At 64.6% G+C, this 22,637-nt stretch carries 22 protein-coding genes and 1 riboswitch; of the genes, 11 read left to right on the forward strand and 11 right to left on the reverse strand.

The genetic code is table 11. The features are described from left to right. Positions 1–84 precede the first annotated feature (84 nt). Positions 85–693: a CBS domain-containing protein gene (locus RM463_RS11060; protein ID WP_311430054.1), complete on the reverse strand. Its 609-nt coding sequence runs from the start codon at positions 691–693 to the stop codon at positions 85–87. A 134-nt stretch (positions 694–827) separates the two neighbouring features. Here RM463_RS11060 and nhaD point away from each other — a divergent pair, with 134 nt between their 5' ends. The 3 genes from nhaD to thiE all read left to right on the forward strand — a co-directional run bounded on the left by nhaD (position 828) and on the right by thiE (position 3,897). Then, positions 828–2,294, forward strand: a complete 1,467-nt coding sequence (gene nhaD, locus RM463_RS11065; RefSeq protein WP_409228651.1) for a sodium:proton antiporter NhaD — start codon at positions 828–830, stop codon at positions 2,292–2,294. 46 nt (positions 2,295–2,340) lie between these two features. Then, positions 2,341–2,439: riboswitch (TPP riboswitch) on the forward strand. A 32-nt stretch (positions 2,440–2,471) separates the two neighbouring features. After that, positions 2,472–3,293 (forward strand): hydroxyethylthiazole kinase, encoded by an 822-nt coding sequence (gene thiM / locus RM463_RS11070; protein ID WP_311430055.1) that lies wholly within the window; start codon positions 2,472–2,474, stop codon positions 3,291–3,293. Then, complete coding sequence (thiE, locus tag RM463_RS11075; RefSeq protein WP_311430056.1) at positions 3,283–3,897, forward strand: thiamine phosphate synthase; 615 nt, start codon at positions 3,283–3,285, stop codon at positions 3,895–3,897. Before thiM ends, thiE begins: the two co-directional genes overlap by 11 nt. Positions 3,898–3,937: 40 nt before the next feature. Here thiE and RM463_RS11080 read toward each other — a convergent pair whose 3' ends face one another. From RM463_RS11080 to RM463_RS11090, 3 genes are all read right to left on the reverse strand, one after another. Continuing rightward, positions 3,938–4,813: a DMT family transporter gene (locus tag RM463_RS11080; RefSeq protein WP_195689540.1), complete on the reverse strand. Its 876-nt coding sequence runs from the start codon at positions 4,811–4,813 to the stop codon at positions 3,938–3,940. Between the two features lie 112 nt (positions 4,814–4,925). Continuing rightward, on the reverse strand, positions 4,926–6,344 hold the full coding sequence (locus RM463_RS11085) for a serine hydrolase (RefSeq protein WP_311430057.1): 1,419 nt from the start codon (positions 6,342–6,344) through the stop codon (positions 4,926–4,928). 116 nt (positions 6,345–6,460) lie between these two features. Next, positions 6,461–7,222, reverse strand: coding sequence for a TSUP family transporter (locus RM463_RS11090; protein WP_311430058.1), 762 nt, complete (start codon positions 7,220–7,222; stop codon positions 6,461–6,463). A gap of 199 nt (positions 7,223–7,421) precedes the next feature. Between RM463_RS11090 and RM463_RS11095 the strand changes: the two genes are divergently transcribed. From RM463_RS11095 to RM463_RS11110, 4 genes are all read left to right on the forward strand, one after another. Beyond that, positions 7,422–8,330 carry a 3-keto-5-aminohexanoate cleavage protein gene (locus RM463_RS11095; protein ID WP_195689543.1) on the forward strand — a complete coding sequence of 303 codons (909 nt, stop codon included), beginning with the start codon at positions 7,422–7,424 and terminating at the stop codon, positions 8,328–8,330. Next, positions 8,327–9,283 (forward strand): L-carnitine dehydrogenase, encoded by a 957-nt coding sequence (locus RM463_RS11100; RefSeq protein WP_311430059.1) that lies wholly within the window; start codon positions 8,327–8,329, stop codon positions 9,281–9,283. The genes RM463_RS11095 and RM463_RS11100 overlap by 4 nt, the downstream gene beginning before the upstream one ends. After that, positions 9,283–9,738, forward strand: a complete 456-nt coding sequence (locus RM463_RS11105; RefSeq protein ID WP_311430060.1) for a thioesterase family protein — start codon at positions 9,283–9,285, stop codon at positions 9,736–9,738. The genes RM463_RS11100 and RM463_RS11105 overlap by 1 nt, the downstream gene beginning before the upstream one ends. Before the next feature lie 166 nt (positions 9,739–9,904). Continuing rightward, on the forward strand, positions 9,905–11,512 hold the full coding sequence (locus tag RM463_RS11110; RefSeq protein ID WP_027960703.1) for a BCCT family transporter: 1,608 nt from the start codon (positions 9,905–9,907) through the stop codon (positions 11,510–11,512). 109 nt (positions 11,513–11,621) lie between these two features. On the opposite strand, the gene RM463_RS11115 is transcribed toward RM463_RS11110, so the two are convergent. Next, entirely contained in the window at positions 11,622–12,236 is a 615-nt protein-coding gene (locus RM463_RS11115) for a hypothetical protein (protein WP_311430061.1), read from the reverse strand. On the opposite strand from RM463_RS11115, the gene RM463_RS11120 reads away from it, so the two are divergent. Continuing rightward, on the forward strand, positions 12,201–12,854 hold the full coding sequence (locus RM463_RS11120; protein ID WP_311430062.1) for a hypothetical protein: 654 nt from the start codon (positions 12,201–12,203) through the stop codon (positions 12,852–12,854). The two genes, RM463_RS11115 and RM463_RS11120, sit on opposite strands and share 36 nt — an antisense overlap. A 122-nt stretch (positions 12,855–12,976) precedes the next feature. Beyond that, positions 12,977–13,651, forward strand: a complete 675-nt coding sequence (locus RM463_RS11125; protein ID WP_195689546.1) for a Fe2+-dependent dioxygenase — start codon at positions 12,977–12,979, stop codon at positions 13,649–13,651. 319 nt (positions 13,652–13,970) lie between these two features. On the opposite strand, the gene RM463_RS11130 is transcribed toward RM463_RS11125, so the two are convergent. Continuing rightward, entirely contained in the window at positions 13,971–14,237 is a 267-nt protein-coding gene (locus tag RM463_RS11130) for a GreA/GreB family elongation factor (protein ID WP_311430063.1), read from the reverse strand. Positions 14,238–14,647: 410 nt separating this feature from the next. Between RM463_RS11130 and RM463_RS11135 the strand changes: the two genes are divergently transcribed. Together RM463_RS11135 and RM463_RS11140 are read left to right on the forward strand one after the other, a co-directional pair. Beyond that, positions 14,648–15,616, forward strand: coding sequence for a GlxA family transcriptional regulator (locus RM463_RS11135; RefSeq protein WP_311430064.1), 969 nt, complete (start codon positions 14,648–14,650; stop codon positions 15,614–15,616). 80 nt (positions 15,617–15,696) lie between these two features. Then, the gene (locus RM463_RS11140; RefSeq protein ID WP_311430065.1) at positions 15,697–16,932 is read left to right on the forward strand and encodes a TauD/TfdA family dioxygenase; all 1,236 of its coding nucleotides are present in this window, start codon (positions 15,697–15,699) and stop codon (positions 16,930–16,932) included. Positions 16,933–17,125: 193 nt separating this feature from the next. Here RM463_RS11140 and RM463_RS11145 read toward each other — a convergent pair whose 3' ends face one another. From RM463_RS11145 to RM463_RS11165, 5 genes are all read right to left on the reverse strand, one after another. After that, the gene (locus RM463_RS11145) at positions 17,126–17,647 is read right to left on the reverse strand and encodes a hypothetical protein (RefSeq protein WP_311430066.1); all 522 of its coding nucleotides are present in this window, start codon (positions 17,645–17,647) and stop codon (positions 17,126–17,128) included. Continuing rightward, positions 17,644–19,206: a sodium/proline symporter gene (locus RM463_RS11150; protein ID WP_311430067.1), complete on the reverse strand. Its 1,563-nt coding sequence runs from the start codon at positions 19,204–19,206 to the stop codon at positions 17,644–17,646. The genes RM463_RS11145 and RM463_RS11150 overlap by 4 nt, the downstream gene beginning before the upstream one ends. A 50-nt stretch (positions 19,207–19,256) precedes the next feature. Beyond that, positions 19,257–19,388 carry a hypothetical protein gene (locus RM463_RS11155; RefSeq protein ID WP_267491317.1) on the reverse strand — a complete coding sequence of 44 codons (132 nt, stop codon included), beginning with the start codon at positions 19,386–19,388 and terminating at the stop codon, positions 19,257–19,259. A 96-nt stretch (positions 19,389–19,484) separates the two neighbouring features. Next, entirely contained in the window at positions 19,485–20,975 is a 1,491-nt protein-coding gene (locus RM463_RS11160) for a CoA-acylating methylmalonate-semialdehyde dehydrogenase (protein WP_311430068.1), read from the reverse strand. 53 nt (positions 20,976–21,028) lie between these two features. Further along, positions 21,029–22,372, reverse strand: coding sequence for an aspartate aminotransferase family protein (locus tag RM463_RS11165; RefSeq protein ID WP_311430069.1), 1,344 nt, complete (start codon positions 22,370–22,372; stop codon positions 21,029–21,031). Positions 22,373–22,637 lie beyond the last annotated feature (265 nt).

Consider the following 22,637-nt stretch of genomic DNA (forward strand, 5'->3'; position numbering starts at 1 on the left):
CGTCCTGAGCATCCTCGCGATAGCTTCGCTGAAACACCGCCAATACCTATCGCGACATGGCCTGTGCCAAGGTCATCCACTGCCTCACAGATCATGTCCCATCATCATCCTGTAGGTATCTGCAAAGCTATTCGCCGTTGCCACCTCTGGCGTTGCGCTCTCCGTCCGCCCGACGGCCCGTCGAATATCAGCCGCCGAGACCAGGCCACGAATTCGCAGGCTTCCCTGCTGATCGCGCTCGGTCACCAGCAGGTGCTGGTCGGTCATCGATTCCAGTGATAGCAGCAGGTCGCCAATGGTTAAAGTGGCAAGCTGCTCCAGCGGCATGGCCGAGAGCTTCTGCCAGGGTGTCATGATCATGCCCACGGTCACCTCATCGCTCGAGAGACCATGCTGTTGCTGGGCAAGCGTGATGCGACGACCACCAATGACCTCACGGGCTGCCAGCACGCCGATGCAACACTGCTGATCATCGGTGACCAATAGCAGGCGAAATCCACCATGGCGCATCATCAAGTGGGCCTCATTGACATCGGCATCGGCCCGAATCGTGCGGGGAGCCACCCGCAAGAAGTCCGTGAGCATCTCGAGGGCAGGATTCAATACGCTGAACCCATCCCGGGCAGGGGTAGCCAGCCGCGGGGCTGCCTCGAGCCGACTGAGAGGCATGAAGGAAGCGTGTAACTGGTTCATGGGATTACTCCTGTGCGGGGTAAATGGGTACCACCGGCATTCATTTATTTACATTCACAGGACTCCCTTAAGGCAGCCTTAAGGCTAGAACAGCTATCATGCTGCCCCCTCTTCCTCGACGCTTCACTGCCACCATGACATCTCCCCTGAACGCCCTCCGCCAAGCGCCTTACCGCCTCGGCGCGTTTCTGTTTCTTGGTTTTTGCTGCCTGGCCATACCCTCTCTTGCCATGGCCAGCGCCGGCCCCCTCGATCTCACTGGCTCAGGGGTCGGCGTGATCTCGGTGGCACTCTTCGTGCTCGCCTACGCCCTGGTCATGTCCGAAGAGCTGCTGCACATGCGCAAGTCGAAGCCGGTGCTGGTCGCCGCCGGCCTGATCTGGGCGCTGGTGGCCTGGGCCTACACCAGTGCCGGACTGCCCCAACAGGCCGAGACGGCCTTTCGCGAAACGCTGCTCGAATACACCGAACTGCTGCTCTTCCTGCTGGTTGCGATGACCTATATCAACGCCCTGGAGGAGCGCCGGGTATTCGATGCGCTGCGCGCCTGGCTGGTACGCAAGGGGTTCAGCTACCGCAGCCTGTTCTGGATCACCGGCTGCCTCGCCTTCTGGATCTCGGCCATCGCCAACAACATGACCACCGCCATGTTGATGTGCGCCGTGGTGCTCAAGGTGGCCGAGGGCGACGACCGCTTCATCCGGCTCTGCTGCATCAATGTGGTGGTGGCATCGAACGCCGGGGGCGCCTTCAGCCCGTTCGGCGACATCACCACGCTGATGGTGTGGCAGGCCGGCCAGCTACCCTTCGGCGCCTTCTTCCAGCTGCTGGCACCTTCGCTGGTCAACTTCCTGGTACCGGCGCTGGTAATGAACTTCTTCATTCGCAACCGCAAGCCTCCGACCCTCACCGAGGAGGTGTGGCTCAAGCGTGGTGCGCGGCGCATCATCCTGCTGTTCCTGCTCACCGTGGCCATCTCGGTGCTGTGCCACTCGGTGCTCAGCCTGCCGCCGGCCATGGGCATGATGTTCGGCCTGGGCCTGCTGCAGTTCTTCGGTTACTTCCTGCGCCGCAGCCTGCCACGTTCACTGGACAGGAAGCGCACCCGTTATGCCCAGCGCGGTGACTGGAAGAAGCTGGAGCAGCTCGGCAGCGTGGTGCCCTTCGATATCTTCAGCCGTATCGCCCGCGCCGAGTGGGACACCCTGCTGTTCTTCTATGGCGTGGTGATGTGCGTGGGCGGACTGGGCTTCATGGGCTACCTGGCACTTCTCTCGGAGACGCTCTACGGTGGCTGGAACCCACTGTGGGCCAACATCGTGCTGGGCATCGTCTCGGCGGTCGTCGACAACATTCCGGTGATGTTCGCCGTGCTCTCCATGGCACCCGACATGTCCGAGGGCCATTGGCTACTGATCACCCTGACCGCCGGTGTCGGTGGCAGCCTGCTCTCCATGGGCTCCGCCGCCGGCGTGGCGCTGATGGGACAGGCTCGCGGGATCTACACCTTTGCCGGCCATCTACGCTGGGCGCCCGCCATCGCCCTGGGCTATGCGGCCAGCGTGGCGACGCACCTGATGATCAATCACTCCCTGTTTTAAGATCGATGCACGGGCTTTACAGGCTTATCCGGGGCAGGGATAGTGATGCCCACGACAGGGGCGCCGCGGCATCCACCGCGGTTGAGACGCACCCTTGGAACCTGACCCGGATCATGCCGGCGTAGGGAGTCGTGCAGCCCACCCCGGCGACTGCACCTCCCGCGCCCGGGAGGAATGATGACTACCGCCATCCGCGGACCGATCGACCCCGCCGCCCACCTGGTACGCCTGCGCGAGCGGGCGCCGCTGATTCACAACATCACCAATCTGGTGGCCATGAATCCCATGGCCAATGTGCTGCTGGCACTGGGCGCCTCGCCGGCCATGGTGCATGCCCGCGAGGAGGCCGCCGAGTTTGCGGCGCTGGCCGATGCGCTGACGATCAACATCGGCACCCTTTCTCCCCACTGGCTGGCCGCCATGGAGGAGGCCGCCGAGGCCGCGCAGCTGGCGGGCAAGCCCTGGGTATTCGACCCGGTGGCAGTGGGTGCCACCGCTTATCGCCGCGAGGCAGGCCAGCGCCTGCTGGAACATCGACCGACGGTGATCCGCGGCAACGCCTCGGAGATCCTCGCCCTGGAGCGTCAGGGCAGTGGCGGTCGCGGGGTCGACAGCAGCGACCCCATCGAGGCCGCCGAACAGGCCGCGATCACCCTGGCGCGGCGCACCGCGGCGGTGGTAGCGGTCACCGGTGAGGTCGACCTGGTCACCGATGGCCGGCACCTGGCCCGGGTGCCGGGTGGTCATCCCCTGATGCCCCGGGTCACCACCCTGGGCTGCGCCCTCACCGGGGTGGTGGCCGCCTTCCTGGCAGGGGCCGAGGATCCCTTCGCCGCCAGCGTGGCGGCACTCGCCTGCTACGGCGAGGCGGGGCGCCGCGCCGGTGAGGTGGCCAGCGGCCCCGGCAGCTTTTCGGTGGCCTTCCTCGATGCCCTCTACGCCCTCGACCACGACCAGCTTGTCACCCTGCCCACCCTGGAGGTGTCCGATGCGCCTTGATCTTTCCCTGTACCTCGTTACCGACCCGAGCCTGTGCGCCGACCATGGCCTGGAGAAGACCGTCGTGGCCGCGGTGCGCGGTGGCGCCACGGTGATACAGCTGCGCGACAAGCATGCCGATGACGGCGAGCTGATCGACCAGGCCCGGCGACTGAAGGCGGCCCTTGCCGGCAGCGGCGTGCCGCTGATCATCAATGACCGCCTGACGGTGGCGGTGGAGAGCGGCGCCGACGGCCTGCATATCGGTCAGGACGACGGCGAGGTGGCCGCGGCCCGAGCGGCACTGGGGGAACAGGCGATCCTGGGGCTCTCGGTGCAGACCCTGGAGCAGATGGCCCGCCTCGATGTCGAGCGTCTCGACTACCTGGGGCTTGGCCCGGTCTTCGCCACCCCGAGCAAGCACGACCATGCCGCCCCCCTGGGGTTCGAAGGGTTGGCCAGCCTGGTGGCGGCCAGTCCCCTGCCCAGCGTGGCGATCGGCGGACTCAAGGCGGAACATGCCGCCGCGGTACGCCAGACCGGCGCCCAGGGCCTGGCGGTGATCTCGGCGATCTGCGGCATGCCGGACCCGGAGGCCGCGGCGCGCGCCTTCTATCCCGACTAAATCATGCCCCGACTGAATCATGCCCCGCCTGATGCCTGGGTCAGGCGGTCGGGCGCCGCGCGAGCGAGGTGCGCCGCTCGTGGTAGGCGATCGCCAGGCCGCTGGCGATGATCAGGCTGCCGCCGACGAAGACCCAGAGGTCCGGCACCTCGTCCCAGAACCACCACCCCAGCAGCACCGCCCATAGCAGCGCGGTGTAGTCGAAGGGCGCCACCAGGGCGGCCGGTGCGTAGCGAAAGGCCAGGGTCAGGCCGGTCATCGCGCCCACGCCGAGGAAGCCCGCCATCAGGAAGGCCGGCCAGTGCAGGGGCGCCGGCATCTGCCACACCCACGGCAGCGTCGTGGCAGACACCAGCAGCGGCACCAGGGTGCTGTAGAAGACCAGCGCCCAGAGGTGCTCGCGGCTACCGTAACGCCGCGCGGTGATCATCGTCAGCGCGTAGAAGACCGCCGCGCCGACCACCACCAGGGCCCCCAGCTGGAAGCTCTCGCCACCCGGTCGCACCACCACCAGCACGCCCACAAAGCCCAGCGTGGTGGCCAGCAGTGTCGGCCGGTCGACCCGCTCACCCAGCAGCGGTACCGAGAGCAGGGTGACGAACAGCGGGGCGGCGAAGGCGATGGCGGTCGTCTCGGCCAGGGGCAGCAGGGTCAGCCCCCACATGAAGCAGATCATGGTGCCGGTGAAGATCAGGCCACGCAGCAGATGCACACCGGGACGCCGAGTGCTCAGGGTACGCAGGCCACCGTTAAAGCGCGCGATCAGCGCGATCAGCGGCAGCGACACCAGGGTGCGAAAGAAGATGATCTGCAGCGGCGAGTGCACTTCGCCCAGCCACTTGGTGATGGCATCCCCCAGCGCCAGGCAGAGCACCCCCAGGCACATCAAGCCGATTCCCTTGAACGACTCAGACATCGCGACTCCCCTTCCCGATCGTCCCGCATGACAAAAGCACCACCCCGTCGATCAGGGATCGACGGGGTGGTATCGAGATAAGGCTAGAAGGTTCGCAGACGAACGGCAAGAACTAGAGGGTGGCGTTGACCACCATGCAGTCGATGCCATCCCGAACCAGGCTTCGACAGGCGCGATAGGCCTGGTTCTCGTCGAGGTTGACCAGGCGAGCGCGGAACAGGGATTGCGGCCCGGGTACCTCATGAACATCCACGCGGGCATTGGCCAGGTCGCTGGCCAGCCGGTCGGCGGCACGACCGGCCAGGTTGCGGGCGTTGTCGGGGCTGCTGAAGGCGCCGACCTGGATACCCCAGCTGCCGCTGGGCCCCAGCGGCTCGAGGCGCTGGGTGGTACGGCTGACCGGTGCATCGGCCTGACTGATCAGTTCGCGGATCGGGTCGTTGGCGGAGCCCTGGGCGGTCTCGGGCAACGCCGAGGCCGCGCGGGGCAGCGGCTCGGGCGCCTCCAGACTAGCCACCTGGACCGCCGGCTCGGGTGGCAGACGACGCGTTACCCGAGCGGCTGGCTCAGGCGTCTGGCGGCTTGCCACCTGCACGGCCGGCGGAGCCGACGGCAGCGTGCGGCTCGGCACCGGTGCCGCCCGGGGCAGATCCATGCGCTCACCCGAGAAGTCGGCCTGGGCGACCCAGTCACCGCGCCCGAACAGCGAGGCCCGCACGAAACCGCGGTTCAGCAGGTCCGCCATATGGGCGTCGCGGGAGGCCGCGGTAAAGCCTCCCATGACCACCGACACCAGCCGACGTCCGTCGCGCACCGCCGAGGTCGCCACATTGAACCCCGAGGCGCGGATAAAGCCGGTCTTCAGGCCGTCGGCACCGGCATAGTTGTCGAGCAGGCGGTTGTGCCCGGTGATGGTCTTGCCCTTCCAGTCGAAGCTGGTGCGCGAGAAGTAGTGGTAGTACTGAGGGAAGTCCTGCATCAGACGCAGCGACAGGGTCGCCATGTCGCGGGCGGTGGTGGTCTGGCCGGCGTCGGGAAGACCGTTGGCGTTGCGGAAGGTGGTGCGACTCATGCCCAGCTCGCGCGCCTTGTCGGTCATCATGCGGGCGAAGTTGGCCTCGCTACCGCCCAGCGCCTCGGCCACCACCACGGCCACGTCATTGGCCGACTTGATGATCAGCGCCTCGATGGCGGTCTCCACCGGGATCGTCGAGCCCGCCTTTACATAGAGCTTGGAGGCGGGCTTTCCGGCCGCATAGGAAGAGACCGCCAGCGCATGATGCAGGCTCAGGCTACGATCCTCGAGCGCCTCGAAGAGCAGGTAGAGGGTCATCATCTTGGTCAAGGAGGCCGGGTAACGCGTCTCCTCGGCGTTGGCGGCATGCAGAATCTCGCCGCTTTCCACATCGACGACGATGGCCGCATAGCGAGGGTTGGCCTGCGCCACCCCGGCCAGCAGCACCGCCAGGCTCACCAGTAGCCCGAACGCCAATAGCCGTGAGCGGCCCATGGCCATGATCGCGGTCACCATAGTCTTCTCCCTCGAATGTCCCGAAGCGCTTTTTTTGAGGTTTCTAAAGGCATTATGGCCAGCATGACACCAGTTTACAGTGTCAGTTGCCAAAAAAAGAGGCGTCCTCCATCCCCTCACCCCATCAGCCGGGACGCCCCCAGCCAGACCAGTCGCAACGCCAGCAGCGTCAGGGCCCACTTGAACAGCGTATCGAAGCGGTGATCCGAAAGCCGCCTGAGCAGGCGCAGTCCCAGCCAGGTGCCAAGAAACCCCGAGGCGATCATGGCCAGCATCAGCCCCAGCCAGTCGCGAAACACGAAGCCGGCCATGCCGAACACGAAGGCCTTGGTCAGGTGCTGTGCGCTCATGCAGGCCGAGAAGGTGGCCACCTTGGTCAGCCGGTCGGCCTGACCCTGCTTGATGAAGGCGGCCACCATGGGTCCACTGGCACCCACCAGGCTGGAGAGCAACGTGGTCAGGGCGCCGGCCAGCAACACCCCGACCCGCCCGAGGGCACGCCTGGGCAAGCCCGGCCCCCAGCAGCTATAGAGCACGAAGGCGGCGATACACAGCTCCAGCAACCCGGCAGGCAGGCGTATCAGTAGCCAGGCCGCCGCCAGGGCACCCAGTACCACCCCGGGCAGGAAGGCCGCAATCACCTTGCGGTCGACATGACGCCAGGTCAGCGCTACCCGCCCGACATTGGAGCCCGTCTGCACCATGCCGTGCACCGGGATCAGCGCCGCCGCCGGCATCACCTGGGCCAGGGCCATGATCAGCAGCAACCCGCCGCCAACCCCTACCGCCGCGGTAAAGGCGGAGGTAAACACGGAGATCACGATCAGCAGCAGATTGATGCCGGCGGAGAGCGGCGAAAGCAGGTCGAGCAGCAGCATTGGGGCTCCCGGGGAGGATTTATTGCGGCGTCCAAGGGTAGCGAGAAAGCGCTCCGCAGGCCCTTATTTATTGACCATGTTCCGCGCCAGCTCCCACAACCGTCGTGTTTAATCAATCAAATGTCGCTTAACGCCAACAATGTGTATCGATGGCTGGCCACACTATGCGGGTCAAATCCTCCAACACAGGGAGCGGAGCATGAACCGCAACGTTATTCTGACCTGCGCCGTCACCGGTGCCGGCGACACCACCGGCAAGAACCCCAATGTGCCGGTCACCCCGCAACAGATCGCCGATAACTGCATCGAGGCCGCTCGCGCCGGCGCCAGCATTGCGCATATCCACGTGCGCGACCCGGAGACCGGCGGCATCAGCCACTCCCTGGACCACTTCCGTGAAGTAATGGAGCGCGTTCGCGAGGCGGACGTCGACATCGTCATGAACATCACCGCCGGCGGCGGTGGCGACTGGATCCCCGATGTCGAGGACCCGACCCGCGGCGGCCCGGGCACCGATATCCAGACGCCCGCCCAGCGCCACGAGCCGGTGGGCGAACTGCTGCCCGAGCTGTGCACCCTGGACTGCGGCAGCCTCAACTTCGGCGACATGGTCTATATCAACACCGCCGACTGGCTGCGCGAGCACGCCCGCCTGGTACAGGCCGCCGGCGTCAAGCCGGAGCTGGAGTGCTTCGACCTGGGCCACGTCTGGTTCGCCCGCCAGCTGCAGCAGGAGGGGCTGATCGACGGGGACCCGCTCTACCAGCTCTGCCTGGGCATCCCCTGGGGCGCCGAGGCCGACCCGGAAACCATGCTGGCCATGCGCAACAAGCTGCCCCAGAACGCCAACTGGGCGGCCTTCGGCATCGGCCGTCACCAGATGCCGATGGTGGCCCAGGCGATGATGCTGGGTGGCCACGCCAGGGTCGGCCTGGAAGACAACCTCTACCTCGAGAAGGGCGTGCTGGCCACCAACGGCGGCCTGGTCGAGAAGGCCGGCAACCTTATCGAGACCCTGGGCGGGCGTGTCATGACCCCGGCCGAGACTCGCGCGCACCTCAAGCTGCGCGACCCGAGCACCGGCAAGGTCGTGGGAGGTGAAGCATGAGCCAGCAACTGAGTGTCATTGGCACCGGCGTCATCGGTAACGGCTGGATCGCCCGGGCCCTGGCTCAGGGCTGGGATGTCGTCGCCTTCGACCCGGCGCCCGAGGCCGAAGCCCGCACCCGCGCCTTCGTCGACAACGCCTGGAGCTCCCTCGAGAAGCTCGGCCTGGCCGAAGGGGCGAGCCCCGAGCGGCTGCGCTTCGTCGCAGGCCTGGAAGAAGCCGTCGAGGGCGCCGACCTGATCCAGGAAAACGTCCCCGAGCGCCTCGAGCTGAAGCGCGAGATCCTCGCGGCCCTGGATGCCGCGGCGGCGACGGAGACCATCATTGGTTCGTCGACGTCCGGCTTCAAGCCCAGCGATCTTCAGCAGGATTGCGCCAAGGCGCCCGGCCGGGTGATCGTCGCTCACCCCTTCAACCCGGTCTACCTGCTGCCGCTGGTGGAGCTGGTCGGCGGCGAGGCTACCGAGACAGTCCAGATCGAGGCCGCCCAGGCCCTCTACCAGGATCTGGCCATGCGCCCACTGGTGGTGCGTCGCGAGATCGAGGGGCATATCGCCGACCGCCTGATGGAGGCGTTGTGGCGCGAGGCGCTGCACCTGGTCAACGATGGCGTGGCCACCACCGAGGAGATCGATGCCGCCGTGGTCTACGGCTGCGGCCTGCGCTGGTCACTGATGGGCACCTTCCTGACCTTCCATCTGGCCGGTGGCGAGCAGGGCATGCGGCATATGCTCGAACAGTTCGGCCCGGCGCTGAAGTTGCCGTGGACCAAGCTGGAAGCTCCCGAGCTCACCGATGAGCTGATCGACAAGGTGGTCGATGGCTGTGAGCATCAGGCCGCCGGCCGGCCGGTCGCCGAACTCGATCGCCGTCGCGATGACTTCCTGGTCGAGCTGCTCGACCTGGTGCAGAAGTACTGGCCCGAGGCCGAAGGCCTCGAGGGACGCATCTGATGGTGATCCTGGAGAGCCGTGTCGCATCGGAGTGGGTCGACTACAACGGCCACATGAACGACGCCGAGTATGCCCGGGTGTTCTCCCTGGCGCTGGAGGCGCTGATGGATCATATCGGCCTGGACGCCGCAGGACGCGAGCGCCACGGCTATACGATCTACACCCTGGAGACCCACCTCTGCTATCGCCGCGAGGCCCACGAGGGGCAGCCACTGAGCGTCGCCGTGACCCTGCTGGATCGTGACGCCAAGCGTCTGCATGCCTTCCTGGAGATGCACGACGAGGAGGGCAACCTGCTGGCCACCAGCGAGCAGATGCTGATGGGCATGAACCAGGCGAGCGGCCGACCGTCGCCCTTCCCGCCGGAGGTCGTGGAGGCCATCGCCACCCTGCCCCAGGCAGAGGCTTCGGCCTGGCCGGCCCTTGCAGGCCGCACCATCGGCATTCGGCGCTAGGACTCGATGCTGTTCGACGACGGTGCCGCCCTCGGGCGGCACTCCGGGATCGCCGGCCCGTTGCCCGGTTAAAGAGGACAAGACCATCGCTAATCACACACCCCCCATTCGTCCCTCATCCCCACCCAAGGATGACTCCCCCTATGTCGAGCTCGACACCGACTACATGGTCACCGAGCTGGCCCAGGGTGGATTCTTCCAGGGCATGCACCGCGGCATGACCCTTACCTCCGCGCTGCTGGTGCTGTTATTTGTGGCTTTCACCGGCTTCGGCTCGGAGACCGCAAGCACTCTGTTCGGCGCCACCCGCACCTGGATCGAAAGCACCTTCAGCGGCTACTATTTGATCACGGTGATGCTGCTGTTGACGGTCTGTGCGTTCATCGTCCTCAGCCGTTACGGCAGCGTGCGTCTGGGCCCCGATGACAGTCGCCCGGAATTCAGCAACTTCGCCTGGTTCTCGATGCTTCTTTCCGCCGGTATCGGCATCGGCATCCTGTTCTTCGGCGTCGCCGAACCGATCTTCTATCTCGACGATACCGGCGGCTTCGGCTACCCCAACAACCCCCACGCCGACATGGCCGGGGCCACCGCCATCGGCTATGAGCGGGCCATCGACGCGCTGCGAGTCACCGTCTTCCACTGGGGGCTGCACGGCTGGGCCATCTACGTGATCGTCGGCATGTCGCTGGCCTACTTCGCCTATCGCAAGGGGTTACCCCTGGCGCTGCGCTCGGCACTCTACCCCTTTATCGGTGAGCGGATCTTCGGCCCACTGGGGCATCTGTTCGATATCCTCGGCGTGCTGGGCTGTGTCTTCGGCGTCGCGACCTCCCTGGGCCTGGGCGTCAGCCAGATGGCCGTGGGCCTGGAGCGCCTGGTGGGTATCGGCTCGGGCCTGCCGACGCAGCTGATCCTGATCGCCCTTATCTCGGTGATCTCGATCCTCTCTGCCGTTACCGGGGTACGCCGCGGCATCCGCATCATCTCGGAGATGAACATCTGGACCTCGCTGTTCGTGGTCGGTGTCTTCCTGATCGGTGGACCCACCCTGTGGCTGATCACCGCCTTCGGCGAGACCCTGCTCGACTATGCGATCAACTTCATTCCCATGGGACTGTGGTTCGCGGACGAGCCGGCGACGGAGACGTGGCAGCAGGGCTGGACCATCTTCTACTGGGGCTGGTGGCTGGCCTGGGCGCCCTTCGTCGGGCTGTTCATCGCACGTATCTCCAAGGGCCGCACCCTGCGCGAGTTCGTGCTGGGTGTCCTGCTGGTCCCCACCCTGATCATCTTCGTCTGGCTGATCATCTTCGGCGGCAACGCCATGTATCAGGAGCTCAATGCCAGCGGCGGCCCCGGTAGCGCCGGCATCATCGAGCTGGTCAACGCCTGGCAGCTCCCCGCCGCGCTGTTTGCTACGGCCGATGGCATCGTGGGTACCGGCGTGTTCGGCTGGATACTGTCGGCGCTGATGGTCTTCCTGTTGATGAGCTGGTTCGTCACCTCCTCCGACTCCGGCACCCTGGTGTTGACCACCATCCTGTCGCTGGGTGACGACGAGCCGCCGGCACGCTTCCGGGTGTTCTGGGGTATCGTCATCGGCCTGGTGGCCGCGGTGCTGCTGGTGGCCGGCGGCCTGACGGCGCTGCAGACGGCGCTGATCGCCGCCGCCCTGCCGCTGAGTGCCGTCATTCTGGTGATGACCGTGGGGGTGCTGGTCTCGCTGCTGCGCGAGACGCGCCGAGCCAGGCAGGCCATCAAGCAGAGCTGACCCCTCGGGGCACAAGACACCCTGCCCCAATGACAAGGCCCGCCCCGGAACGTTCGGGGCGGGCCTTGTCTTTGACGGCCCGACGGCTTGCCGGGGCCCGCCTCTCGGCTCAGTAGCGGCCGAGTGTCGCTTCCAGCTTGAACAGCCGTGCAGAGAGCTCACCGGGGGTCATCACCGGGGTCTCCGGGGCCACCGCGGACGGCCATGCCTCGAGAGTCGACTCATAAGCCGCGAGCAGCTCATCATAGGCAGCCTCCTCATAGAGACCGGCCTGCTTCTCGAGCAGCGACTTGGCCGTCAGCACGAAGCCACGGCTGTCCTGATACTCGACGACGTTGACGAAGCGGCCATCATCCACCGCTTCCTCGTACTCGTGCAGTGCCTGGCGCAGCAGCGCCAGCTGGGCGCGACTCTGGAAGGCCACATCGTCGCGCAGCTCGCCATCCACGTCATGCATGGCGTCATCGATCGCCTCGAGCGCAGTCGTGTAGGCATCGGCCTTGCTCTCCCACTCGCCGGCGCCACGCATCGTCTCGACCAGCGCTTTCAGATTCGACTCCATGCCCTTCACGCCGTGCGCCTCAAGGGCCGGCTCCAGCATCTCGTAGTGCTCATGGATGGGGTGGCCGAAGTGTGGCTGGGCGGCGGCCTGCTCACCGGCCTGGTAGAGCTCGCGGGCCACGGCAAGATGGCCTTTCATCATCGCCAGGTTGGTGTAATACACGCCGGGGTTGCTGACGTCGATGGCATAGCCGCCTTCGCCGCCTTCACCGCCTTCACCGCCTTCACCGCCTTCACCGCCTTCACCGCCTTCACCACCGGCGGAGACGTTCAGATAGTCAAAGACCGCATAGGGGTCGGTCGCAGCGCTGCCTTCACCACCCTCGCCACCTTCGCCACCTTCGCCACCTTCGTGGTGATGGCCGGCTTCACCACCTTCACCACCTTCACCGCCTTCACCGCCTTCGTGGTGATGGCCGGCTTCACCGCCCTCGCCACCTTCACCGCCTTCTCCGCCTTCTCCGCCTTCGCCACCTTCGCCGCCTTCGTGGTGATGGCCGGCTTCACCGCCCTCGCCACCTTCACCACCTTCACCGCCTTCGTGGTGGTGGCCGGCTTCACCGCCCTCGCCACCTTCACCACCCTCGCCGCCGTGATCGGCCTGGGCCAGCAGCAGACTGTCGGGACCCTGGGTATAGTCGGCAGCGGGCTCGGCCTCTGCCCAGCCGGCAGTGCTGGTGCCGAGCAGAACGCTGGCGCCGACGCCGACCCAGAGCTTGGTGCGGGTGCTGTTTGTCATGCAGACCTCCTTATTTATACATTTGACAGCTTATACGTTTGACAGGGGGTGGCCCTACAGGCCGATAGGAGCACGGGCGTAGAGTGCCGGCTTGGAAAGCTCAATGCAAACGATTCCCAGTTGTTTATAATCGAGGTTCATTTCTCGACCGACTGGAGCACCCCGTGATCCTCTGCATCGACCAGGCCATCTCCCCCGAGCTGCTCTCCCGCGTCCGGACCACCCTGACCGATGCCGCCTTCCGCGACGGTCGCGAGACCGCCGGCTGGCATGCCCGCACGGTCAAGCACAATCAGCAGGCCGACGGACGTCACCCCGAGATCGCCGAACTGCACAAGGAAGTGGCCAAGGGCCTGCAGGCCAACCCGCTGTTTCAGATGGCGGCACGCCCAAGGCGCATGAAACCGTTAATGTTCAGCCGTTACCGGGAAGGCATGAGCTACGGCAACCACGTCGACGATGCGATCATGGCCACCCCCCAGGGGGCGATGCGCACCGACCTCTCGTTCACGCTGTTTCTCAACGAGCCCGAGAGCTACGATGGCGGCGAGTTGCTGATCGATTCGACCGCTGGCGAGCAGACCTACAAGCTGCCGGCCGGTGCCCTGATCCTCTACCCCTCCTCCACCCTGCACCGGGTCGTGCCGGTCACCCGCGGTGAGCGTCTGGCCGTCGTCGGCTGGGTCCAGAGCCAGGTGCGTGACCCCCTGCAGCGCGAGATCCTGTTCGACCTGGATAGCACCCGCCGCCAGGAGTTCGAGGCCAATGGCAAGACCCGCACCTTCGATATGCTGTCGAAGAGCCTGGCGAACCTGCTGCGGATGTGGGCCGAAATTTAAACACTACCGTGGACCAGCCCTTTGGGGCCCGAAAGGCGTATAGAGTGCCCGCTGTTTAGCGGGCACTCTTATTCCATGAATCCGGGATTTATCCTGAAAAAATTATTCTTATACAACTCTCAATCCAACCAGCCACCCTGCTCTCAACCCAACTATCAATCCGGCCCTTCATCTGGCTCATCAGTTTAAGTTAAAAACAGACCCTTGGCTTCACCCCCAGACAGAAACTTATAAAACTTAATAATTCAATATCACTATAGAGAGGCGCTCCCCGAATAATTAAAGCCAGGATCAGTGAAGCTGCACAGGGGTTTTTTATTTACTGAACCTCAATGATGCGCACCTCTTTTTCAAACCCCATCATCACCACTTTCACGACCTCTCCCACCTTGGAGGAGAGCAGCGCCGCGCCGAGAGGCGAGAATATCGACACCAGCCCCCGTCTCGGATTCGCTTTGCCGGGCTCTGTCAAGGTATAGGTGCGTCGCTCACCCGTCGACAGGTCGACGATACGTATCATCCGGTCAATCGATGCCACGCTCGGATCCCCTCCCGCACCGGCCGCCAGTTCTTCGATCTTCTCCACGACAGATGCGTAATCGACTGGGCGCCCTCGAAAGAAGAAAGGGTGACACATACCCTTGGAGAAAACCTTGCCGACCGAACGATTTGCATAAATCACTCTAGACCTCAAAGCCACTTTCACGCCTCAAGACAAATAGCTTGCCATAGCAGCCATGTTGCATATGGGATCATTACTGCCAAACCTCACAACCATACCCGGTATAATACAAAAGGCAAGCCAGAAGACTTCCTTAGAGAAGTTGGCCAAAAACGCTGTTTAAAACACTTAACCAGGAAGAATCGCCAAAAACAACGAGAAAGTAGTATCATTTACTCCGCGCGCTCCCTTTCCTCCGCGTCCGCGCGCACCCTTGCAGCAAGGTACTGAAGAAAAACGTCCGGCAACAGGCCACCACCTCGGCACCCCTGACCATGAGAATTCAGCCCCCCGATACCCGCCCAGAACGCATCGGCTTCCTGCTGCTGCCGCGATTCGCCATGGTGGCCTTCTTCTCGGCGATCGAGCCGCTGCGCATCGCCAACCGCATCAGTGGCGAGAGGCTGTTCGAGTGGGACCTGATCAGCCGTGATGGTGAGCCGGTAATCGCCTCCAACGGCATGACCCTGAACGTCAGCTACTCGCTTTACGAGGCACCGCTGCTGCCGAGCCTGACGGTATGCGCCAGCTTCGAGCCACAGAGCACCATCGACGACGAGCTGGTTGCCTGGCTTCGCAAGCGCGCGGCGACAGGCTGTGTGCTGGGGGGCATGGATACCGGTTGCTACATCCTGGCCGCCGCCGGCCTGCTCGACGACCAGACGGTGACCCTGCACTGGGAGTGCTTGCCCGACTTCCGCTCCCGCTTTCCCCGGGTCGATGCGGTCGAGTCGATCTACGAGGTGACCACCGAGGGCTTCTCGTGCGCCGGCGGCAGTGCCGCAATCGACATGAGCCTCGACCTGATCCTTCGCCGGCACGGCGAGGACCTGGCAACCCGGGTGCGTGACCAGTTGGTTCACGACCAGGGCCGTCGGCCTGCCAGCCGCCAGCGCGACCCCGTGATCCCCCAGGAGCCGCTGCTGCAACGCGCCATCGCGCTGATGGAGGCCAACCTCGAAACGCCCCTGGGCATCGGCGAGCTGGCCGACGAACTCGATATCTCGTGGCGCCGACTCGACCGGCTGTTCGCGCGTCACCTGGACACCTCCCCCCAGCAAGCCTATCTGGCCCGGCGCCTGGATCATGCCCACCGCCTGCTGCGCGTGACACCGCACAGCGTCATGCAGATCGCCCTGGCCTGCGGATTCGCCTCACCCTCGAGCTTCTCTCGCGCCTTCAGGCGACAGCATGGCCTCACCCCCAGTGAGCTGCGCCGGCAGGAACTGTCGAATCGTGCATAGTCAGTGTCGAACTCCGCCAGGCGTCACGGCCTCCCCACTGGCACTCTAGGCGGCGTTATGAATCCCCCGAGGAGGCCAAGATGACCACCGCACTTCCAGCGACACCCGATTACGACGCCTGGCCGATCGAGGCGCATCTCGAGACGCTAACCTTCTCGCCACGCCTGGTGACCGTGCGCTGGAGCGATGGCCGCGAGAGCCGCTACCACAGCATCTGGCTGCGTGAGAATGCCGCCGATGACTCCACCATCAATCCCGCCACCCGGGAGCGCATCCTCGATCTCTCCGCCCTGCCCGGATGGCCGGAGATCGCCGGCGCCGAGATCGATGCGGCCGGCGCACTATGCGTGGACTTTGCCCCGGAACAACTCCGCCTGCGCTTTCACCCAGGCTGGCTGCGTGCCCACGATTACGACAATGCCGAGGATCCCGAGGCGCCGCTGGTAGCGGTACAGCTCTGGCATGGCGGCCCCGAGGCGGCCCCGGAGAGTCTCGATGCCGGCGGCCTGCTCGACACCACGCCTGACAGCGAGGCCGAGGAGACGATCCTGGCCCCCGCCCTGGAAAGCGTGCTGGGCAAGGGGCTGGTGCGCCTGCGTGGCCTGCCCACCGAACCCGGCTCGCTGGAAGCCATCGCACGGCGCATCGGCCCGGTACGCCCCACCAACTTCGGCCTGCTGTTCGACGTCAAGGCCAAGCCGGACCCAGACTCCAACGCCTATACCTCCATCGCCCTGCCACCCCACACCGATCTGCCGACGCGCGAGTATCATCCGGGCCTGCAGATGCTGCACTGCCTGGAAAACAGCGTCGCCGGCGGCCAGGCGGTAATGCTCGACGGTTTCGCCGTGGCCGAGGCGCTGCGCCAGCGCGATCCCGAGGCCTTTGACACCCTGACCCGGGTTCACTGGTGCTTCGCCAACACCGCCCGGACCACCGACTACGTCTGGTACTCGCCGATGATCCGCCTGGATGATCGCGGCGAGCTGCTCGAGGTACGCATCGCCGACTTCCTGCGCGGCCCGCTACAGGCCGACTTCGATGAGGTCGAGTCCGCCTATGCGGCGCTGATGACCCTGCAGGCGATGCTGCGTGAGCCCGAGTTCGCCATCCGCTTCACCTATGCGCCGGGTGATCTGGTGATCTTCGACAACCGCCGCCTGCTGCATGCCCGCGACGCCTTCGAGGGCTCGAGCGGCCACCGCTGGCTGCAGGGCTGCTATATGGAGCGTGACGAGATCCGTTCGCGCTACCGCATGGTGGAGCGTCGTCGCCGTGAGCGTCGCGTGGCGGCCAAGGGGCAGCAGGAGTCGTGACAGGTCAATGATGCCCTTGGGCATGCCTGCACGACCTCCCGAAAAGCACAGCGCCTGGCAGAAGTTCTGCCAGGCGCTGAAGGATCGACTCGGCGCATAACGCCGTCGAGCTTACTGGTAGAGGGCGCGTACCGCCTCGATGGCGGGCGTGCCTCGACGCCTTCCAGCCAGCCGGCCCGCCAAGTGCGCCCGCTTACAGCAGGTAATAACCGCCATTGAGGGCATCGATCAGCAGCTCGAGATCGCCATGCCGTTCATGGTGAGCAGTGAGGCGCCACAGGGGTTTGCGAACGGTCTCGCAGCGTATCAACTCTAGCCCCGAGGCGCTTCGCCGTTTCAGCCGATGGCGGCGCACCTGCATCACATGCTGGCGCGCCTTGCGCTCGAGGGGTGGAATCTCGAGCTCGGGGGATGGCAGCGTGGCAGCGCTCAGGGGGGTACCGAACTCGACGCCCTCCACCGTCGTACTGACCCCCTGGCAACGATCGACCAGACAGCTCATCAGCTCCTGCCGCGACATGCCCCAGCGTCGAGTGTTCCAGCGATAGAGGCAGAGCAGATACGGGAAGCCGATCGGCTCGACCCTATCGATCGTGAGCTCGGCATCAATGGTAGCGACACGTCGTTCGAGGCCGTCGAGGGGAAGCCTGGCCTTGAGCCAGGCTTCCCGATCATCGGCGACGTCCACCACGGGACTCCCCGAGGGCTCGATCACGCCGGGCGCTCACTGAGCTTGAGCGTCAGCGCCTCATGTGCCATCTCGAAGCTTTGCTGCGCCTTCAGTGGCCTCGGCAGGGGGCGCAGTTCGGCGGTCTCCTCCATCGCCTGCAGGATATGCTCGGGAACGGGATGGCTGGTTTGCGTCAGCAGGCTGGCGACGACCATCGCCAGGCTGGAGAGCACCACACCGGCCAGCATGGGATGCAGGCCGGTCACCCCGTCCAGCGCCAGATACTGCCAGAAGAACGCCACCAGGCTACCGACAATCATCGAGGCCAGGGCACCGGGCGTATTGGCCTTTCGCCACCACACCGCGGCCACATACGCCGGCAGGAAGGCACTGCCCAGTACCGAGGTCGTGAAGACGACGATGGAGAAGATCGCCGGCGGCTCGAAGACGGCCACGACACCGCAGACGGTTCCCAGCAACAGAACGATCAGCTGGGACACTCTCACCATCTGTTTCTCCTCCATGTTCGGATTGATAAACCGCTCATAGAGGTCTCGCGCCGCAATGCTCCCGGTCTGAAGCAGGATCGAGTCGGCCGTGGACATGATGGCCGCCATGATGGCCGCCATCACGATACCCACCACGGCGGCAGGCAGCAGGTTCTGGGCCAGGGCGAAGATGGCCTGCTCTGGGTCGTCGAGATCGGGCAGCACCAGGATGGCCAGGGTGCCGAGAATATAGGGGGCACTGACGAACACCAGGTTCCACAGGGTGGAGTAGACGCCGGCGCGACGCGCATGGAAAGGGTTGCGCATTGCCATGTGACGCGTGACGACGTGGGGCCAACCCATATAGCCGATGGAGAAGATCAACAATGCCCCCAGCACGATCCCCCACTGCCCTTCATGGACGAGATCCCTGCCCCAGATGCTGAGTAGCGTCGGATCAATGGAAGCGATGGCCTGGTTGGCAGCCGTCAGGCCACCGACCTCCTGAAGCGTGGCGACCAGGATCCAGACGATGCCGATGATCATCACGAAGCTCTGCAGCAGGTCGGTGTAGGCCACCGCGCCATAGCCGCCCATCAGGGTATAGGCAAGAATGACGCCCACGGCTATCGCCAGCGCCACCTCGTAGGGCAGTCCTGTCACCAGTTCCAGGCCCTTGCCACCGGCGATGAACTGCGCCAGTACATAGGCGCCCAGCAGGGAGACCGACAGCACCGCCGCGATCAGGCGGACCCACTTGCTGGGATAGCGCTTCTCGAGATACTCGATGGAAGTTAGTGCCCCCATGATCTGGGAGAGCTTTCGCATCCGCCGTCCGAGAACCGAGAGGTTCACCACCCCGCCACCGATATCTCCCGCGGCATACCAGAATCCATAATACCCCTGGGTGTAGCCGAGAGACCCGGCCCCCAGGAACATGTAGCCACTCATGGATGTCGACTGCATCGTCATGGCGGTCACCAGAGGCCCCACATTGCGACCGCTAAGATAGTACCCCTCCATGCTGCTCGAGCCGCCTCGGCGCATGGAGATGACGCCTACGGCCAGCATGCCGATGAAGTACAGGGCAAGAAACAGCAATACCGTCGAGTTCACTCATTTTCTCCTGTCACGCGATTCTTGTTTTCATGACCAGCCGCCTCGACTCAGCGACCGGACTCCGAGTTCTTGAGTCCCGGCCAGCCTCGCGTTACCCAGAGGAAGCCCAGCGTGTAGAGCACCCAGAACACCGGCACACCGATGACCAGCCAGGTGGTGGATACGGGTAATCCGAACATCGTTATCTCCACTGCTTTTTGTTGATATTTTTGGCGTCTCAATCACGATGGCCCCGCCTAGGCGGAGCCACTTAGCCTCAACGAAACCACCGGGGCTCAGGAGGGGAAGGAGAACTGCGCCCCCTCGCGCACGCCGGCGGAAGGCCAGCGCTGGGTCACGGTCTTGCGACGCGTGTAGAAGCGCACTGCATCGGGGCCATAGGCGGAAAGGTCACCGAACAGCGAACGCTTCCAGCCGCCGAAGCTGTGATACGACACGGGCACCGGCAGCGGCACGTTGATTCCTACCATGCCGACCAGGATATTATCGCTGAAGTAGCGTGCCGCCTCACCATCGCGGGTGTAGATGCAGGTGCCATTGCCATACTCATGCTCATCGATCAGACGCATGGCCTCTTCCATGCTGTCGACCCGCATGACCAGCAGCACGGGACCGAAGATCTCTTCCCGATAGCAGGTCATCTCGGGCGTCACATTATCGATCAGGGTGCCGCCGACATAGAAGCCCCCCTCGTAACCCTCCACCTGGGCGTCGCGACCGTCGACCACCAGGGTAGCGCCCTGCTCCGCGGCACTGGCGATATAGCCGCAGACCTTTTCCTGATGCGCCTTAGTGATCACCGGACCGAAGTCGTTGCTCTTGTCGGAGAAGGGGCCGACCTTGAGGGTCGCCATCGACTCCTGCATCTTGGCGATCAGGGTATCGGCGGCCTCATCCCCCACGGCCACCGCCACGGATAGCGCCATGCAGCGCTCGCCGGAGGAACCGAAGGCGGCTCCGGTCAGCGAGTTGACCACATTCTCCATATCGGCATCGGGCATGACGATGGCGTGGTTCTTGGCGCCACCCAGTGCCTGACAACGCTTGCCGTTGGCGCTGGCCCGCGAGTAGATATACTCGGCGATCGGCGTGGAACCGACGAAGCTGACGGCCTGGACGCGCTCGTCGTCGAGCAGGGTGTCCACGGCCTCCTTGTCGCCATTGACCACATTGAGCACGCCCGCGGGCAGGCCCGCCTCCAGCGCCAGCTCGGCGATAAAGAGTGCCGAGGTCGGATCGCGTTCCGAGGGCTTGAGCACGAAGGTGTTACCGCAGGCGATGGCCATGGGGTACATCCACAGCGGCACCATCGCGGGGAAGTTGAACGGCGTGATCCCGGCCACCACCCCCAGAGGTTGATGCTCGCTCCAGGAGTCGATGCCCGGTCCGGTATTCTTGCTGTGCTCCCCCTTGAGCAGCTCGGGCGCGCCGCAGGCGTACTCGACATTCTCGATACCACGAGCCAGCTCCCCCTGGGCGTCGTGGGAAATCTTGCCATGCTCTTCACCGACCAGGCGAACGATCTCCTCGGCATGCTCCTCCAGCAACTGCTTGAAGCGGAACATGACCCGGGCCCGCTTGGCCGGGGGCGTATTGCGCCAGGCGGGGAAGGCCGCCTGAGCCGCGGCGATGGCCTCCTCGACGGTCGCCCTGCTGGCCAGGCTGACCTGGCCCTTCACCTCACCGGTGGAGGGATTGTAAAGATCCTGGCTGCGCCCTTGGCGGTCGACACGAGCGCCGTTGATCAGGTGGCCGAGTGCTGTCATGGATTACCTCTTGCTGTTGCGTTGTTGTGAAAAAAATCTGTCACGGGAAAGGCTCAATCCAGCTCGCCGATGACCTCGCCAAGCACATTGACGACCCGATCGATCTCCTCTTTCTCGACGATAAAGGGCAGGCCCAGCTGGATGGTGTCGGCGCCATAACGCACATAGAAGCCCTTCTCCCAGCACTTCATGGCGATCTCGAAGGGGCGGCGGGCTGGCTCGCCGGGGTAGTGTTCGATCTGCAGGGCACCGGCGAGGCCGTAATTGCGAATATCGCTGATATAGCGAGTCCCCTTGAGGCTATGCAGGGCGTCCTCGAAGAGCGGACTCATCTGGCGCACCCGCTCGACAAGGTTGTCCTGCTCCAGGATATCCAGTGAAGCCATGGCCGCGGCGCAGGCCACTGGATGACCGGAGTAGGTGTAGCCATGGGGCAGCTCGAGCATATAGTCGGGTCCACCCTGCTCCATGAAGGTGTTGTAGATCTCGCCGGTGACCATCACGCCGCCCATGGGCACCGCGCCATTGGTGAGCTGCTTGGCGAAGTTCATCATGTCGGGAACCACCCCGAAGGCGTCGGCACCGGTCATGGCTCCCATGCGCCCGAAGCCGGTGATCACCTCGTCGAAGATCAGCAGGATATCGTTGGCATCGCAGATCTCACGCAGGCGCTGCAGGTACCCCTGGGGAGGTGGAATCACGCCAGCCGAACCGGCCAGCGGCTCGACGATGACCGCGGCGATATTGGAGGCATCATGCAGGGCGATCAGCTCCAGCAGATCCTCGGCCTTCTCGGCGCCGCGCTCGGGCATGCCCCGAGTAAAGGCGTTCTCGGCCATCAGGGTATGGGGCAGGTGATCCGCGTCCACGCCCTGACCGAACAGCGCGCGGTTGGCACCGATGCCACCCAGGCTGATGCCGCCGAAGTTGACCCCGTGATAGCCCTTGGCCCGGCCGATCAACTTGGTCTTGGTGGGCTTGCCCTTCTTGCGCCAGTAGGCACGGGCGATCTTCAGGGAAGTGTCGGCGCTCTCGGAGCCTGAGCCGGTAAAGAAGGCGTGGTCCAGCCCCTCCGGCGTCAGCTCACGCAGGCGATGGGCCAGCTCGAAGGCCTTGGGGTGGCCAAACTGGAAGGCCGGGGCGTAGTCCAGCTCGCGCAGCTGACGGCTGACGGCATCGGCTATCTCGGGCCGCGAGTGACCGGCACCGCTGGTCCATAGTCCGGAAAGGCTATCGAAGACCCGACGGCCATCGGCATCGATCAGGTAGCTACCCTCGGCGCCGACGATGATCCGCGGGTCGCGCTTGAACTGACGGTTGCCGGTGTAGGGCATCCAGTAGGCATCCAGCTGCTCGGCGCTCAAGCCGGCGGCGTGGCGAAACTGCTGTGCGGTCATGATGTTGACCTCCCCTGTTGTAGCGATCTGCTGTAACGATCTGCCGTGCTGCCATGGCGATCTATTGTTGCTATCGGTTGTAAGTATCGGTTGTCGGTGCCGATGTGCATTACCACCCTCAAGCTAGCCCCTGGCTTGCATCAATTAAATCACAAGCTGTTTAATCACATGCAAGCGATCACTTACCTAACTAGGCGCCGAGACATTCGGCACCCGACACCCACGCCAACAAGACAAACAAGAGGAGGCGAGACGCCATGACACG

The organism is Halomonas sp. LES1, from assembly GCF_031846005.1.
In the GTDB taxonomy this organism is placed as follows: Bacteria; Pseudomonadota; Gammaproteobacteria; order Pseudomonadales; family Halomonadaceae; genus Halomonas.